The 14,970-nt window shown below is 41.1% G+C and carries 15 protein-coding genes; 7 read left to right on the top strand and 8 right to left on the bottom strand.

Annotated elements, in window-relative coordinates:
* Positions 1-4 precede the first annotated feature (4 nt).
* From QE417_RS21540 to QE417_RS21525, 4 genes are read right to left on the bottom strand one after another with little or no spacing between them, the layout of a single operon-like run.
* The gene (locus QE417_RS21540) at positions 5-1,171 is read right to left on the bottom strand and encodes a DUF4350 domain-containing protein (protein ID WP_311953610.1); all 1,167 of its coding nucleotides are present in this window, start codon (positions 1,169-1,171) and stop codon (positions 5-7) included.
* Positions 1,168-1,902, bottom strand: coding sequence for a DUF4129 domain-containing protein (locus tag QE417_RS21535; RefSeq protein WP_311953607.1), 735 nt, complete (start codon positions 1,900-1,902; stop codon positions 1,168-1,170). The genes QE417_RS21540 and QE417_RS21535 overlap by 4 nt, the downstream gene beginning before the upstream one ends.
* A 1-nt stretch (position 1,903) precedes the next feature.
* Positions 1,904-2,767 carry a hypothetical protein gene (locus QE417_RS21530; protein ID WP_311953604.1) on the bottom strand — a complete coding sequence of 288 codons (864 nt, stop codon included), beginning with the start codon at positions 2,765-2,767 and terminating at the stop codon, positions 1,904-1,906.
* Positions 2,754-3,725 carry a stage II sporulation protein M gene (locus QE417_RS21525; RefSeq protein WP_311953600.1) on the bottom strand — a complete coding sequence of 324 codons (972 nt, stop codon included), beginning with the start codon at positions 3,723-3,725 and terminating at the stop codon, positions 2,754-2,756. Before QE417_RS21525 ends, QE417_RS21530 begins: the two co-directional genes overlap by 14 nt.
* 90 nt (positions 3,726-3,815) lie before the next feature.
* Here QE417_RS21525 and QE417_RS21520 point away from each other — a divergent pair, with 90 nt between their 5' ends.
* On the top strand, positions 3,816-4,580 hold the full coding sequence (locus QE417_RS21520; RefSeq protein WP_311953597.1) for an RDD family protein: 765 nt from the start codon (positions 3,816-3,818) through the stop codon (positions 4,578-4,580).
* On the opposite strand, the gene QE417_RS21515 is transcribed toward QE417_RS21520, so the two are convergent.
* From QE417_RS21515 to QE417_RS21505, 3 genes are all read right to left on the bottom strand, one after another.
* Positions 4,572-4,901 carry a DUF2752 domain-containing protein gene (locus tag QE417_RS21515; RefSeq protein WP_311953594.1) on the bottom strand — a complete coding sequence of 110 codons (330 nt, stop codon included), beginning with the start codon at positions 4,899-4,901 and terminating at the stop codon, positions 4,572-4,574. The genes QE417_RS21520 and QE417_RS21515 overlap by 9 nt on opposite strands.
* Before the next feature lie 8 nt (positions 4,902-4,909).
* Positions 4,910-5,281, bottom strand: coding sequence for a DUF805 domain-containing protein (locus tag QE417_RS21510; protein WP_311953593.1), 372 nt, complete (start codon positions 5,279-5,281; stop codon positions 4,910-4,912).
* Positions 5,282-5,513: 232 nt separating this feature from the next.
* Positions 5,514-7,229: an amino acid permease gene (locus QE417_RS21505; protein ID WP_311953591.1), complete on the bottom strand. Its 1,716-nt coding sequence runs from the start codon at positions 7,227-7,229 to the stop codon at positions 5,514-5,516.
* An 80-nt stretch (positions 7,230-7,309) separates the two neighbouring features.
* Between QE417_RS21505 and QE417_RS21500 the strand changes: the two genes are divergently transcribed.
* Positions 7,310-7,969: a phosphatase PAP2 family protein gene (locus tag QE417_RS21500; RefSeq protein WP_311953586.1), complete on the top strand. Its 660-nt coding sequence runs from the start codon at positions 7,310-7,312 to the stop codon at positions 7,967-7,969.
* Positions 7,970-8,148: 179 nt separating this feature from the next.
* On the opposite strand, the gene QE417_RS21495 is transcribed toward QE417_RS21500, so the two are convergent.
* Positions 8,149-10,104 (bottom strand): KUP/HAK/KT family potassium transporter, encoded by a 1,956-nt coding sequence (locus QE417_RS21495; RefSeq protein ID WP_311953584.1) that lies wholly within the window; start codon positions 10,102-10,104, stop codon positions 8,149-8,151.
* Between the two features lie 196 nt (positions 10,105-10,300).
* Between QE417_RS21495 and QE417_RS21490 the strand changes: the two genes are divergently transcribed.
* The 5 genes from QE417_RS21490 to QE417_RS21470 all read left to right on the top strand — a co-directional run bounded on the left by QE417_RS21490 (position 10,301) and on the right by QE417_RS21470 (position 14,929).
* Complete coding sequence (locus QE417_RS21490; RefSeq protein ID WP_311953582.1) at positions 10,301-10,819, top strand: T9SS type A sorting domain-containing protein; 519 nt, start codon at positions 10,301-10,303, stop codon at positions 10,817-10,819.
* Positions 10,820-11,286: 467 nt separating this feature from the next.
* A complete protein-coding gene (locus QE417_RS21485) occupies positions 11,287-11,898 on the top strand; it encodes a fumarylacetoacetate hydrolase family protein (RefSeq protein WP_311953580.1) in 612 nt (203 codons plus the stop codon).
* 6 nt (positions 11,899-11,904) lie between these two features.
* Complete coding sequence (locus QE417_RS21480) at positions 11,905-13,617, top strand: M23 family metallopeptidase (RefSeq protein WP_311953577.1); 1,713 nt, start codon at positions 11,905-11,907, stop codon at positions 13,615-13,617.
* Positions 13,618-13,633: 16 nt separating this feature from the next.
* A complete protein-coding gene (gene bcp, locus QE417_RS21475) occupies positions 13,634-14,098 on the top strand; it encodes a thioredoxin-dependent thiol peroxidase (protein ID WP_311953574.1) in 465 nt (154 codons plus the stop codon).
* 276 nt (positions 14,099-14,374) lie between these two features.
* Positions 14,375-14,929, top strand: a complete 555-nt coding sequence (locus QE417_RS21470; protein ID WP_311953572.1) for an RNA polymerase sigma factor — start codon at positions 14,375-14,377, stop codon at positions 14,927-14,929.
* The last annotated feature ends 41 nt before the right edge of the window (positions 14,930-14,970 follow it).

The raw sequence follows: 14,970 nt of genomic DNA, 5'->3' as shown, positions 1-14,970 counted from the left end.
TATTTTAGCTCGATTGGGTGTAAAATTGTTGAATGTTATGGTTTAAAAGTATAAGCTGGGCATCAGTTACCTGTTTCCCGGCAATGGTATTAAACTGGCCAATTAATTCGTGAACCAGTTGCGGTTGTGCACCGCTTTTATGTATAAGTACTTGGGCAAATTCATCATCCAGATGATTGGTTTTAATACCATAACGGGTGCGTATATGCTCTAAAAAATAATTCACTTTTTTTTGCGCAATATTGGCATTGTTACGCTGCTCATAATACACCTGCCCTACTACGGTCACAAATTCAACCGTTGAATTGCGCAGCGGTTCAATAACCGGTATAATGCGCTGCCTGCGTTTCATTTCGTACACCACAAATATGAGGAGGCTGAATATGGCGATGTACAAGGCATTCCTGAGCGGTGCGTGTTGCAAAAACACCCTCATTAACGATTCTTCCCCTTCACGGCCACGGGTGTAATATTCGTCCCAAATGATGTAGCTATCGGGCTTTAAATATGATAATGCCTGTGACACATATTTGTCTCCCCGGTACGATAATATACCGTAATTGCTAAACATAAAGGGCGATGTATTGAGATACAAAGCTCCCTTCCCAATGTTAAACTTAATGAAGTTGCTATTTTTATCAGCGTTTTGTGCCAGCACCGTGGTTTTTGCTGTATCAATAACACTAAAATAACTGTTTCCTATTTTTTTATCGGCACCAAATACCTCGCTGCTGTCTAAATTGCGATTTACAAAGTTGATATTGCTGCCCGAGTTCCACTCACTGTCTACCCTGAACTTCAATTCTTTTTCGAGGTACTTGCCAAATGATTTAGCTGCGATGAAAACCTGGTTCCCGCTTTTTATAAACTTAATGAGCTGTGCATAATCGTATTCATTTATATTGGCATCTTTACATATAATGAGGTAAATGCCATGTTGCGTACCATGCTCGGCCAGGGTGTTGTATACTGGCTCACGATAATGCTGTACGCTTGCCGAAGGGAATAGATCATGTATGCGGTTACGCAGGATGTAGGTACCAAAGGGCGCTTTTTCTGTTGGATATAAGGTTTTGGTCCAATCGGTAACTTTAGGTTGATTGTACTGCGCCACCAAATAAACCAGCAACAATACCGACCCGATAACTATATATATCTTCAGATCCTTCATCGCAGTTGTTGCTGAAAATTGTTAAACAAACCGCTTATTTTTTGGTACGATGTCGAATCGACCGTAAAATCGCCATACCATACATATTCAAATTGCCGGGTTATTAAACCAAACAGGTGCTGTTGCTCACTGTCTTTTATTTCATGATAGTATGCCGCATTGGTTTTATCTTGCTTCCAGTAAATGAGGCCGGTATCGTTCAACTGTTTTAATGTGCGCAGATACAACAGACGCACGGCCAGCCGGTAATTACCTTCGGCGGTAGCTTTTTCAATTTCCTGGTTAAAGCTAATCTGGTGTATGTTTTCGTTTAAACCGGTAGCCGCATCAATATTGGCAGAATCGCTCCCAATTACGTTTATACCGGTTTGCCGGGCCATTTTAACAAGGGCAACTACAATTATTATAAATATGATGCCTACAATTACGTAAGTTAAGTATGGCGAACCCGGTTTTTCGGCCTGTCCTGTATGAAGCAGGCTGGAAAGCCAGCGTAAAAAGTTCTCCAGCCAGTTGCCTGTATTCTCTTTTGGGTTTTGGTAATTAAAGTCGGGGTCGTTAGCAAAACGGGTAATGGCCTCATCGCTCAGGTGCCTTAAATGGAGCTTTGCACTATCCATTTTTAGTTGCAAAGCTGGTTTTGCCAAATGCTTGCCATAACCCGCTGCATAAGGCAAGGGCTTAAACTTTAAGGTATCACTAAGCAGCATTACGGGTTTGGCAAAATCCATATTAATATTCTTCGGATGATGATATGGAATTATCGTCTTTTTGCTCTTTAACCGTTCCAAATGCTTCGATACGTTCGCGCAGGCTGGTGCCTTCCCGTTGCTCGGTTAAACTGAAGTAGTTGAAGGCAAGTGCAATAATGGGCAGCACATATAAAAACTGTATAGCGTGCGATAGTACCAGCATAGGCAAATAATACAATGTTTGAAAGCTGCTGCCACTTATCATGGCAAAAAGCTGTACAAACAGCATTACCGGTATAAGTGCGGCTATATATGCTGCAGTAAGTATAATACTCATTACAAACATGCTTCCAAACACCGTCCAAAAGCTGTTTTTAATAATTTGAAAACAACGATCGAACGCGTAACCAATAGTGGTATTCTCTAATATGATGATGGGCAACATTAATGATAATACCGTAAAAAGGTAAATGCCCGGTATGGCACAAAAAATTAACCCAATGCAACTTATAATGAAGATGATGAGCAGCACACCAAAGCTTTTAAGAAAGTAGTATTTAAAATATCCCCACACTTCCTCAACCGTTGGTGTTTGATTTTGCTTATCGCGGTAAACGGCCAGGTACGACAGCGTGGTTACGAATAATGCCGTTATCGACATCATACTAAAAAACACATAGATCAGGTAGGCTATGGAGAACATTGAGCCAACATCGCCTATGTGTGCCCGCATTTGAAAATAGTGAACAATGCCCATTACCATGCTTGCTACTACAAACAAGCCACATATGGTAAAATAGGTGCGCAGCAAAGGTTTAAAGTTTTGCTTCAAAAAGTCGATAGAATCTGAAACCACATCATCAACCTGACGGGATTTACTGAATTGGATATTAGTTTGCTGCATTGACGTAGGTAGGCAGATTAGAATTTTTGCTTAAAAAATTAGGATAAATAATTACATACCACACTACAAATAGCAATGAGGTTAATAAAATGCCGACGCTTAACCAGGCGGGCATTTCGGTATGTCGGGTAACAAAACTTTCAAATATAGCGGCCACCACTATAATAGGTAATATGCCCAAGGTGATCTTCATCCCCTCAATGGCACCTTTTTTAAATGATACCACCCGTTTAAAGGTTTTAGGAAAAAGTATGCTATTGCCAAATACCAAACCTGCCGCACCGGCAATAATAATGCACGATATTTCTAAAGTGCCGTGTATCCATATAACCAGTATAGAGCTTAAACCATACCCTTTACTAAAAAAGAAATACTCAAAAGCGCCCAGCATTATACCATTACGGAACAGCGAAAAAACCGTACCTACCGAACAAAATATGCCCAGCAAGTAGCATACCACGGTAACATAGAGGTTATTTTTGGCGATCATGATAAACATCATAAACTCGTTTTCCTTTTTATATACGCCAAATGGGTCGCCTTTGGCAATGTTATCGTTGGTCATGTTTACATAATCATCGCCCATAACCAGGTTTACGAATGAGTTATCATACTTTGCCGAGAGCACGCCTATGAGCATTGAAATGCTGAAAAAGATGAACGAATACAGCAATGCCCTGCGATGGCGATAAAATAAAAGCGGTAATTCGTACTTCCAGAAGGCGGCAAAGCGGCCTTTCTTTTCTTTCTTGTTTTTGTAAATGGAGGTGTGAAACCTTGCGGCCAGCTGGTTTAAATAACCAATGGTTTTAGAATTTGGATAAAACGTTTTAGCATAAGCCAGATCATCAGTTACCGATACGAAGCGCTCGGCTAACTCATCGGGGTCGTGGGTTGGCACTTCTTCATAATGCTTCCACCTCTCGGAGTTGTGTTTAATAAATAAGGCTTCGCGCATTTGTTTGTGACTGGTAGTTTAGGAGCTAATGATAAAAAAAATTCTTAGCATAAGCAATATTACCCTGCGCAAATATATATTTGTTACAGCATGAAAATGATAAAAATAAAAACAGCGCAAAACATTGATGTTGATTATGAATTAGCCGGCCTGGGCGACCGCACTTTAGCCCGGGCTGTTGACTATGCCATATTTTTAATAGCCTACATTGGCTGTGCCATGGTTATAGCCATGTTATCATTTCAGGCCATAGAAAGTAAAACATATGCTGGCAGCAATACTTATTTAATACCCATTATAGTTTGGCTGGCACTGTGTGTACTTTATGATTTGGTTTGCGAGGTGTTTTTAAACGGCCAAAGTATTGGCAAGCGTAGTGCCAAAATACGCGTGGTAAGTATGAATGGTGCAAGGCCAACCATTGGGCAGTATTTATTGAGATGGATTTTCAGGATAATTGATTTTGGTATAACCTTTGGCTCGTGTGCCATAGTATCGGTAGCGGTGTCAAAAAACAGGCAGCGTGTTGGCGATATGGTTGCCGGTACAGCTGTGGTAAAGCTGCCAACCGAACTAAAATTTAACAACCTGGTATTTGCCCCAATTACCGAAGAATATGAAACCCAGTATCCCGCAGCTTCGCAGTTAACCGATGATGATGTGGTGTTGATTTATGATGTAATAAAAAACTTTAACCGTACCCGTAACAGCGAATTAGTATACAGGCTGGCTGTAAAAATCAAGAAACATTTGAACATAATCACTCCTGATACCATTAACGAATACCAGTTTTTAGAAATTATGGTGCAGGATTATAAACACCTTACCTCGGGCGGACAAAGCATCTTAGTTTAGTGCCGGAATAATTTTATAAAGGTAAAAAGCTAAAAAGCATACGGTGGTTAACGAGTATACCACACGTTTAACCAAACGCTTATTATTAAATTGTAACCGCTGACCCGAAGCGCTTAACAGTAAAGCCAATAGCAGCAGAATGGTGGCGGGTTGATATTTAAAACTTGCAACCAGGTCTCCCTCCAGTAGCGCAACTACTGAGCGTTGCAATCCGCAAAAAGGGCAATCAAACCCGGTAAAATTTTTAAACAGGCAGGGTATTAAAAAATTTTGCAGCCACTTAAAATTAATTAAATGGCTGCAAAATACTATGCTAAGCATAATTAAAATTATGCGTTAATATCAAATGGTTTCTCGTAATCCTGAGCGCCAAAAATGGTGTTATTTTTTGGATCTTCACCATACTCATTGGGGCCCATTTCACCTGGAGTACATGCTAAAATTAAATTGTAGATAGGTATCAATAAAAACCAACCGCTTTTACCAACATCATGCATGCGGCGTACACCTACAGCTATTGAGGGTAGTAAAATTGCAATGCTGTAAATGTAGTACAAGGCCGGAAAATTAATAAGGCCGGTTATAAAGCCTATAATAAATGATGCTATTATATTAATTAGCGCAAACATCCAATACTCTTTACGGCGCGCACGGCCACTAAATTGAGCGTACTTTTGTAGTACGGTAAAATACCAATTCATAATTTAAAATAAGTTTAGATCTCCTACTCGTATGGCTTTTCAGATACGCCCCGTTTTTTGGATAGTTTCTGGACTCTATCAGTTAACACCACCAAAGATATATTTTAACAGACCCATCAAAGAACAAATTAATATGTTAATCATCAGGGCAAAAATCACTTTAATGATGTTATTTAACCTTTAAAATGCCAAAAACTAAAAATTGTTTGCTTCAGCTGTTATCCAATTTTAATTATTTATATTTTACTACTTCAGGTTCTTTACCTAACCTGCTGTTGTTGTAGCTGTACGAAAAATAAATAACGAGGCCTATAACCAGCCATCCCAAAAAGCGCAGCCAGTTGGTATAACCTAATTCGGTCATCAAGTAAAAGCAACTTAACAGGCCGAGCACAGGTATTAGCGATAAATTTTTTACGAATGCAAGCACTGTTAGCGCGGTAGATAAAAGTAAAAACAAGGCGAACGGGAACTCCTCATGCACATTTTCTGATTGAAATAGTGCAACCATTGGTTTCCAGAAAAATACCATACCTGCAATAAACAACGCCGGTACGATCCATTTTGAATTGATATAAGGTATACGGAACCTGCCTGCTTCTGCTTCGTTTTTTGGCAATAAAAGTACGCCACCGCAAACCAGCACAAAGGCAAACAGCGTACCAATACTGGTTAAATCGGTCACCTCGGTAAGGTTCATAAACAAGGCGGGTATTGCTACCACAATACCGGTTATAATTGTAGCAAACGAGGGTGTTTGATATTTGGGGTGAATACGCGAAAATGCCTTAGGCAACAAACCGTCGCGGCTCATGCTCATCCAAATACGGGGCTGCCCCATTTGGAATATAAGCAACACACTGGCCGTAGCAATAACAGCGCTTACCGATATTACATAACTTATTTTATGCAATCCAACTTTGGCAAATACAAAAGCAAGAGGGTCGCCCACGCGGAGGTCTTTGTAGCTTACCATACCGGTTAGCACCAGTGCAATAAGCACATATAAGATGGTACAGATGATAAGCGAGTATATCATACCTTTAGGTAAGTCGCGCTGCGGGTCTTTACATTCTTCGGCCGTGGTTGATATAGCATCAAAACCTATGTAAGCAAAAAATACGCCCGATACACCCTTCATTACACCTTTAAAGCCATTAGGCATAAACGGATGCCAGTTTGCAGGCGTTATATAAAATGCACCCAGCAAAATAACGGCTATTACCACGCCTATTTTGAGCATTACCATGGCATTGGTTACACGTTTGGTTTCGCGTATGCCTACATAAACCAGGTAAGTAATAAGCACTACAATAATTAATGCAGGTATATTGGCAATAATTTTAATTCCCCCTACTGATGGGGCTGTTGTCCAGGCTAAGGCTGCACTTTTGATCTGATCGGTAATTTCTGATAGTTTACCCGAAGCTGTTAACTCCTGAATCTTTTCGTGTGCTTTAAATGCCGAAAAGTAATCCATAGTTAAATATTGGGGCATGTGGATATTAAACCCTTCGAGCAGGTTTACAAAATAACCGCTCCATGATATAGCCACCGCAATGTTGCCAATGGCGTACTCCATGAGCAAATCCCAGCCTATTATCCAGGCTATCAACTCACCAAATGAAGCATAAGCGTAGGTATAAGCACTGCCGGCTACTGGTATACGCGAAGCAAATTCGGCATAGCACATGGCCGAAAAACCACAGGTTATAGCCGTAAGTACAAAAAGTATAGAAACCCCCGGGCCGCCATGAAATGAGGCCTCGCCTATGGTTGAGAATATACCCGCACCAACTACGGCGGCTATACCCATCAGGGTTAAATCTTTGGTAAGTAATTCTTTTTTGAGATGAGTACCTCCTGAGTGTTCGCTGTCGCTAAAACCACTTTTTACATCAGACAGGATACGTTCAAGAGACTTTTTTCGAAATACACTTTTCGACATTTGAAATATTTAATCGTTTAGCAGTACCAAACATAACCATTTTTTAACGTTTATACAGATATTGTACCTTAATTTGTAACATGAATACCCGCATAACCGACGTTTTACATCACATCCGCCTGTTTTTTATTCCGTACCTGATCGTTCTGATCGCATGTTTAATTATAAAGCTTTCCTACACCCGCGAAGCCATCTATTTTGCTGTAAATACCCGCCACAGTAACTGGGGCGATTGGATGTTTCCCTACATTACCGATTTTGGCGAAGGATATATGGTGGTTGCGGTAACACTCGTTATGTTGTTATTCAGCTATCGTAAAACGCTGCTGGTGATAACCAGTTTTGCGGTGAGCGGAATTACCGTTCAAATTGTCAAACATATTGTTAAAGCTCCCCGCCCGGTGGTTTATTTTGAAAAAGAGCTTGCTGAAATTCATTTTGTAAAAGGCATATCCTTACTGCACAACAACAGCTTTCCATCAGGTCACACCGTTTCGGCATTTTCGGCAGCGGTGGTACTCTCCTACCTGGCAGTAAATAAACGCTGGGGCTTTATTTTTTTACTGATGGCTATGGCAGTAGCGTACTCGCGCATGTATTTAAGCCAGCACTTTTTTGAGGATGTAACAGCGGGATCGATCATTGGAACCATTAGTACCATTATATGGATCACTTTTATGGATAACCGCCCTTTTATGCATTCGCAGGGTATGAGCAAAGGGCTTTTAAAGCGCAAATAAACAGACACAATATTTGTGCTTATCTTAAAAGCGAACTCTCTCGAATTTCACGAATATGAGATATATAAATACAAAAAATGCCATTTCGGATGGTAACGAAAAATCTTAAACATCGCTTCAATCGCGCGTATAAGATTTCTCTCTATCGTTCGAAATGACAATAATGAAATTTGATAACCTTACACCACCCGGTTTATCTCTACACTTTCAGGGTCGGCCAGCATGAGGGGTACTTTTTCAACCGTTACAAAGCTCAGATCCAAACCAAAACCCCGCTCTTCGGATATACTTACCTTTTTAAGCTGATTGTATACCACCATAATTACCCGTTCATAAAAAGATAGGCTGTGCGAACGCGACAGCACTTTCTCAATTACCACAAAGCGGAAATCGCCCACAATTTTGCGCTTATTAAGTGATGTATATTTACTGGTAATATCAACCTCGCCCTTTTTAACCAGGTCTTCTACAACCTTACGAAACAAGAGGTTAATTTGCTGCTCCACACGGAAACCCAGTTTAAAGTCGATACGGATAACCTTGTTAGGCACCAAAAAGTCAACCTCATAGTCACGGGTATAAGGTTCGTCCATTACGTCAACATGCACCAGCCAATACACATCGGCCCGTTTGGGTTGCTTTTGTAATATAGAGTAAATAATTTTCGATTCAAGCTCGGAGTTAAAGTTAGCACTGGTAAGATATACCAGTTGTGAGGCATATTTAGGCACACTATCATCATCGCTAAGCTCTTTTAGTATCTCGTAGTAATCTTCTACCTCTACAAACTTCACATAACGGTTACGTATACGGCGCGCGGTATGCCAGCTCCACATCACCCCAAACAGTAACAGGCCAATGCTTAACGTAAACCAGCCACCATCAACAAATTTCTTGAGGTTACCGTATAAGAAAATGCCTTCAACCAAAAAGTAAACGGCCAAAAACAACCATATCAAATACGTTGGTACCTTACGGCGTTTAAGGAATTTTGAAACCAGTATAGTGGTCATTAACATGGCAACAGTTATACTTAAACCGTAAGCTGCTTCCATTTTGGCCGATTCTTTAAACAGCCAAACCACACCAATACAGCCGGCACACATGATCCAGTTAATGCTGGGTACATATAACTGGCCTTTTTGCTCAGATGGGTAGTTGATTTTTACCTTAGGCCACAAGTTAAGTCTCACGGCCTCAGATATTAACGTATAGGAGCCTGATATTAAAGCCTGGCTGGCAATAACGGCTGCCACGGTGGCTATACCAATACCAAAAATGAGGAAGCCCGGAGGCATGATCTGGTAAAAAGGATTTTGAATATTCAGGTTTATCTCTTGCCCGCTGCGTTGCATTAACCAAACAGCCTGGCCTAAATAATTTAAAATAAGGCAGGTTTTTACATAGATCCAGCTCACACGTATGTTTGAACGGCCGCAGTGTCCTAAATCTGAGTATAAAGCCTCGGCACCTGTAGTACACAAAAATACAGCGCCTAAAACGCTGAAAGCAACTACGTGGTTTACAGAGGTTAAAAGATGAACCGCATAATAAGGGTTAAGCGCCTTAATGATAGATGGCATTTGGACGATATACATAATACCCAACACCCCCATCATGGTAAACCACAAAAACATTATTGGCCCGAATGCCTTGCCCACTAACGATGTACCAAATTGCTGTATAAAGAATAAGCCGGCAATAATGATCATTACCACCTGCATGGTTGGCACATTAGGGTATTTGGCATGTAAACCCTCAATGGCCGACGATATGGTAATTGGCGGGGTAATAATGCCATCTGCCAGCAAGGCACAGCCACCTAAAATAGCCGGTACAATGAGCCACTTGGCACGCCGCCTTACTAACGAAAACAAAGAGAATATCCCCCCCTCGCCCTTGTTATCGGCCTGCAGGGTTATAATTACATACTTAATGGTGGTTTGCAGGGTAAGCGTCCAGAATATTAACGAAACCCCGCCCAAAACAACGTCTTCCCTAATCCGGTTGCCCTCGCCAATAATGGCCTTAAAAACGTATAAGGGAGACGTACCTATGTCGCCATAGATAATACCTAAACTGATGAGCAGCCCGGCGGCTGTCAGTTTTTGCAGATCTTTATGATGTGATGACACTTTTAAATATAAAAAATTATCAAAATAGAACGAGTGACTAATTACACTTAAACCACTGAATGCCTGTAAAAAGCAAACATTTTACTAACTTAACCCGTAAAACTAATTTTTGTTAAAATTTGTTAAAATTAATATATGTACTTTATACACGTTAACGGGTAATTGTTTTATTAGTACCTTTGTATTAAATGTAAATATGGGGCAAAGATATACTTTTAATCATTTATGGATAATAATAATTGCAGTAGCAGTATCCATAAACTTTGCCTTTACTTTTGGTCCGGGTAAAAGGCCAAAGGCCGATACGGTTTATAATCGTAAACAACCTAAGCCTCAAAAAAACTCTTATTTAAAAAACGGGTTGGCAACTGGCACCATGCCACAAATAAAGCCTTCGCCTTATGCTAATATTAAACCAACCATACCGGTACCCGCCGATAAACTTTTAAGCAACGTACAAATTTTCCCTACAACAGTAAGCGAGCGCGACCAGCAGATCAATTTGAAGTACATGCTATCGCGCAATACCAATGTAACTATTAAAATTGTAGATGTTTTAGGAAATAACGTGGCTACCCTGTTTTCGGAACGGGTTGACTCGGGCGAACAAAAGTTTACGCGCGACCTTACCAGCTACCGGCTTACCAGCGGCTTTTACTTTTTACGGGTAATGGTGGGTACCGAATCGGTAATTAAGCGCATTACCATACTCTAAGCAAAACCTTTCTTTTATTCTCAGGCAGACTGATGTGTGCGGTGCTGTTTACTTGAATGCCTTTCACCACCGCTATACCATACGTATTTCTTTTTAAAGCATGAGCTGCAGAAATAACGCCTTAAAGGCAAAAAAAACAAAAATAATTTAATTAAAGCCCCCCGTGGTACACGGTAACTGAATGGCTTTTTGCATTTGGGGCAACACACCGCTTGTTCGGCCATGGTGGATAAGTATTAATATTAAATCAAATGGCTTTAGGGAGTTCGAATATACAACTATAAGATATTATTACACCCATAAGTTATAACTATAACATATCTGTTACATTAATTATACATACAAATAACCCTCCATCATTATTTATTAAAATATTATTATAAATATTAATAAAATAATCTTTAACCTAAATTACAGCCATTCTGAGTTGAATAATTTTATAGATTTGAACTTTACTCAAATATTGTATGAAGATTATAGCCATAGGCCGCAACTACGCCGAGCATGCCAAAGAACTAAATAACCCGGTACCTACCACACCGGTCATATTTATGAAGCCCGATACCGCCCTGCTTAAAGACAATAAACCGTTTTACCTGCCCGATTTTTCGCAGGATGTACACCACGAGATAGAACTGGTTTTGAAAGTTTGTAAAGAAGGCAAGCACATCAGCGAGAAATTTGCGGCCGATTATTATGATGAAATTGGTTTAGGAATTGACTTTACCGCCCGCGACATTCAAGCCCGCCATAAAGAAAAAGGCCTGCCCTGGGAACTTGCCAAGGGTTTTGATGGCTCGGCTCCTATCAGCAACTTTTTGCCCAAAGCACAGTTTGCCGATTTGTATAACCTTAACCTCAAGCTCGACATTAACGGGCAAACCCGCCAAGACGGCAATACTAAAGATTTATTATTTTCTTTTGAACGCTTAATAGCATTTGTATCTCAATACATTACGCTGAAAAAAGGCGATTTAATTTTCACCGGCACACCTGAAGGTGTATCGGCCGTAAAACAAGGTGACCATTTAGAGGGTTATCTGGACGGACAAAAATTACTCGATTTTCACGTTAAATAATTATTGATGCTAAAAAAACTATTTTGCCTGCTCGGATGCCTTACTACATTACACAGCATCCGGGCGCAAGAGGTTATTCAAAGTAAACCCTACCCTAAAGGCGTATTCCAGTATCCGTTAGATCTGCCGCCAAGCACCGCCGGTTCCTTTGGCGAGTTACGCGGAAACCATTTCCACTCCGGGCTCGATTTCAGGACCAACCGGCAAATTGGCTTCCCGGTGCATGCCGCCATGTATGGTTACGTGTCGCGGTTAAGGGTACAATTAGGTGGTTTTGGTAATGCGGTATACTTAACCCACCCTAACGGCTACACCTCGGTATACGCCCACCTTGATCATTTAACGCCCGAACTGGCCGCCGCCGTGCGCAAATACCAGTACGAGCATCAAAGCTTTGAAATTGATTTTAAACTGCAGCCGTTTCAGTTCCCGGTAACCAAGGGGCAGCTTATTGCCATATCGGGCAATACAGGTGCATCGGGCGGCCCTCACCTGCACTTTGAGTTGAGAGATTCGCTTACCGAAGAAACCATCAATCCACAACTGTTTGGATTGACAATACCTGATAATATTCCGCCTGCCATAAGCGGCATCAGCGTTTATCATTTAAACGGCAGGCCTTTCAGCGAGAATACCTTTCGCGAACCGTATGCCGTTACCGGTGCTTCGGGCAATTACCGTTTAACCAAACCGCAAACCCTGTTTTTGAGTGGCGATATTGGCTTTGGTATTACCGCCAACGACGTGAACAATTCATCGGCCAACCGCAATGGCATTTACTCGCTCGAACTTAAATTAGACGGCAAAACGGTTTACACTTTTGCCGTTGAGCGTTTTGCGTTCGATCAAACCCATGCCATAAACGGATATATCGATTACCCGCAATATATACAGTCACACCGCTGGATTCAAAAATGTTTCATCCCACCCGGCAGCCATATTACCATTTACCCGCAATCAGAAAACCGGGGCATCATGAGTTTCCGCGATACCTTACTGCATGATGTGGAGTATTTAGTAAAAGATGTGGCCGGTAACACATCATCGCTCAAACTAAAAGTACAATCCAGCATTCCTAAAGACCGCCCGGTGGTAAATTATACAGGTACCAAATTCAACTACAATCAGCGTAATGAGTTTAACAACGGCCCGGTTAAAGTAATTGTAGAATCCGGAAATTTGTATGACGATCTCGATTTTCAGTACAGCACCCAACCGGCTAAACCCGGTGCATTTTCGGCCACGCACCGTATTCATAACCGCCTTACCCCTATCCACGAAAACATTGAGGTTTGGATAAAACCCGATGCCTCCATTGGGCATTTAGCCAACAAAGCCGTTATTGTAAATGCACTTAGCGGCAGCGTAGGTGGAAAATATGAGAACGGCTACGTAAAGGCCAAACCGGCCGGCTTTGGCGATTTTTATATTAAGGTTGATACTACTGCGCCGCGCATTACGCCCATTAACATTAAAGATGGTGCTAACCTTGCAGCTGTACGAAGCATTACGCTTAGGGCAAGTGATGATCTGTCGGGCATAAAATCGGTTGTTGCTAAAATTGACGGCAAGTGGGTTTTGCTTACCCAGGATTATAAAACACGTATTTTTAAATATACCTTTGATGAGAACGTTGGCGCAGGCAAGCACGAGTTTGAAGTAACCGTTACCGATGCCAAAGACAATGTTGCTCAATATAAAGCTACTTTTAACCGATAAAACTTACACTACTACTATGTCGACATTAAAAGCGGGCGATAAAGCCCCCGAGTTTACCGCCAAAGACCAGAATGGCAAAGAAGTATCACTGGCCGATTTTAAAGGCAAAACCGTTATCCTGTACTTCTACCCCAAAGATGATACGCCCGGCTGTACAGCCGAATCATGCGATTTCCGCGACAATTACCAGTTTTTAACCTCACAAGGTTTTGAGGTGATTGGCGTGAGCATTGACAATGAAAAATCGCACAAAAAATTCGAGACCAAATACAATTTGCCGTTTACCCTTATTGCCGACCCGGAGCAAAAAATTGTGACCGCTTACGGCGTTTGGGGCGAAAAAAACATGTATGGTAAAGTTTATATGGGCACCGTACGCACCACATTTATAATAGATCCCGAAGGTGTTATAAGCCACGTGATAAATAAGGTTGATACCAAAAACTCATCACAACAGGTACTCGATTTATTAAAGGCGTAATTAGCTTGTATGCTTTTCTTCCCCTCTTGAGAGGGGGCGGGTTAGCATAGAGCGTTAGCAGGGGTGTGTTTAGCAAACTTTCCGGCATGAAAAAACATACCCCTACCCCTCTGAAGAGCGGAATAGTGCTACCCATAATTTTTCGAGAGATCTATTTACCTTGTTTACTATAATTAGCTAAATAAAAACATTTTTATAACTTAGCTTAATTGTTAAAATAAAAGGTTTAGCATTAAACCTATCACGTTAACATCCATCCAACAGATATAAATTTAGATGTCAGCATCCGTTAGCGATACCGAGATACTTGCCAAGTTTCAGGACGAACGTACCCGGAACGAAGCGTTTAACTTATTGCTGAAAAAGTATCAGCAAAAAATATACTGGCACGTGCGCCGCATGGTTATTGACCATGACGATGCCGATGACCTGGTACAGGACGTATTTATTAAAATATGGAAAAACCTGCCGGGTTTCAGGAGCGATGCCCAACTGTACACCTGGATGTACCGTATTGCCACGAATGAGTGCATCACGTTTTTAAACAAAAAGAAACAAAAGAATAACATTTCGTTGGATGATGTATCGTACGAACTGGCCGAATCAATGGCCGATAGTACTTACCTCAGCGGCGACAAGGTTCAGCAAAAACTACAACAAGCTTTGCTTACCCTGCCTGATAAACAACGACTGGTGTTTAACATGAAGTATTACGATGATTTGAAGTACGAAGAGATTTCGGAAATACTGGGTACAAGTGTGGGAGCGTTAAAGGCATCTTTTCACCTGGCAGTAAAAAAGATCGAAGCGCACTTATTATCAAACGATTAATTTTTCATATTACATTAAACCTTTTAGTTTCAAATCAATCA

The sequence above is a fragment of the Mucilaginibacter terrae genome (assembly GCF_031951985.1).
GTDB lineage: Bacteria > Bacteroidota > Bacteroidia > Sphingobacteriales > Sphingobacteriaceae > Mucilaginibacter > Mucilaginibacter terrae_A.
Note: the sequence above shows the minus strand (reverse complement) of the source record. Positions and strands in the feature narration are given on the sequence as shown.

Excerpts from the sequence above, each read along its gene's own strand:
- QE417_RS21485 (WP_311953580.1), top strand. The coding sequence starts at position 11,287 with ATGAAGATTATAGCCATAGGCCGCAACTACGCCGAGCATGCCAAAGAA.
- bcp (WP_311953574.1), top strand. The coding sequence starts at position 13,634 with ATGTCGACATTAAAAGCGGGCGATAAAGCCCCCGAGTTTACCGCCAAA.
- QE417_RS21515 (WP_311953594.1), bottom strand. The coding sequence starts at position 4,901 with ATGCTTAGCATAGTATTTTGCAGCCATTTAATTAATTTTAAGTGGCTG.
- QE417_RS21490 (WP_311953582.1), top strand. The coding sequence starts at position 10,301 with ATGGGGCAAAGATATACTTTTAATCATTTATGGATAATAATAATTGCA.
- QE417_RS21525 (WP_311953600.1), bottom strand. The coding sequence starts at position 3,725 with ATGCGCGAAGCCTTATTTATTAAACACAACTCCGAGAGGTGGAAGCAT.
- QE417_RS21530 (WP_311953604.1), bottom strand. The coding sequence starts at position 2,767 with ATGCAGCAAACTAATATCCAATTCAGTAAATCCCGTCAGGTTGATGAT.
- QE417_RS21470 (WP_311953572.1), top strand. The coding sequence starts at position 14,375 with ATGTCAGCATCCGTTAGCGATACCGAGATACTTGCCAAGTTTCAGGAC.
- QE417_RS21535 (WP_311953607.1), bottom strand. The coding sequence starts at position 1,902 with ATGGATTTTGCCAAACCCGTAATGCTGCTTAGTGATACCTTAAAGTTT.
- QE417_RS21505 (WP_311953591.1), bottom strand. The coding sequence starts at position 7,229 with ATGTCGAAAAGTGTATTTCGAAAAAAGTCTCTTGAACGTATCCTGTCT.
- QE417_RS21510 (WP_311953593.1), bottom strand. The coding sequence starts at position 5,281 with ATGAATTGGTATTTTACCGTACTACAAAAGTACGCTCAATTTAGTGGC.
- QE417_RS21480 (WP_311953577.1), top strand. The coding sequence starts at position 11,905 with ATGCTAAAAAAACTATTTTGCCTGCTCGGATGCCTTACTACATTACAC.
- QE417_RS21540 (WP_311953610.1), bottom strand. The coding sequence starts at position 1,171 with ATGAAGGATCTGAAGATATATATAGTTATCGGGTCGGTATTGTTGCTG.
- QE417_RS21520 (WP_311953597.1), top strand. The coding sequence starts at position 3,816 with ATGAAAATGATAAAAATAAAAACAGCGCAAAACATTGATGTTGATTAT.
- QE417_RS21500 (WP_311953586.1), top strand. The coding sequence starts at position 7,310 with ATGAATACCCGCATAACCGACGTTTTACATCACATCCGCCTGTTTTTT.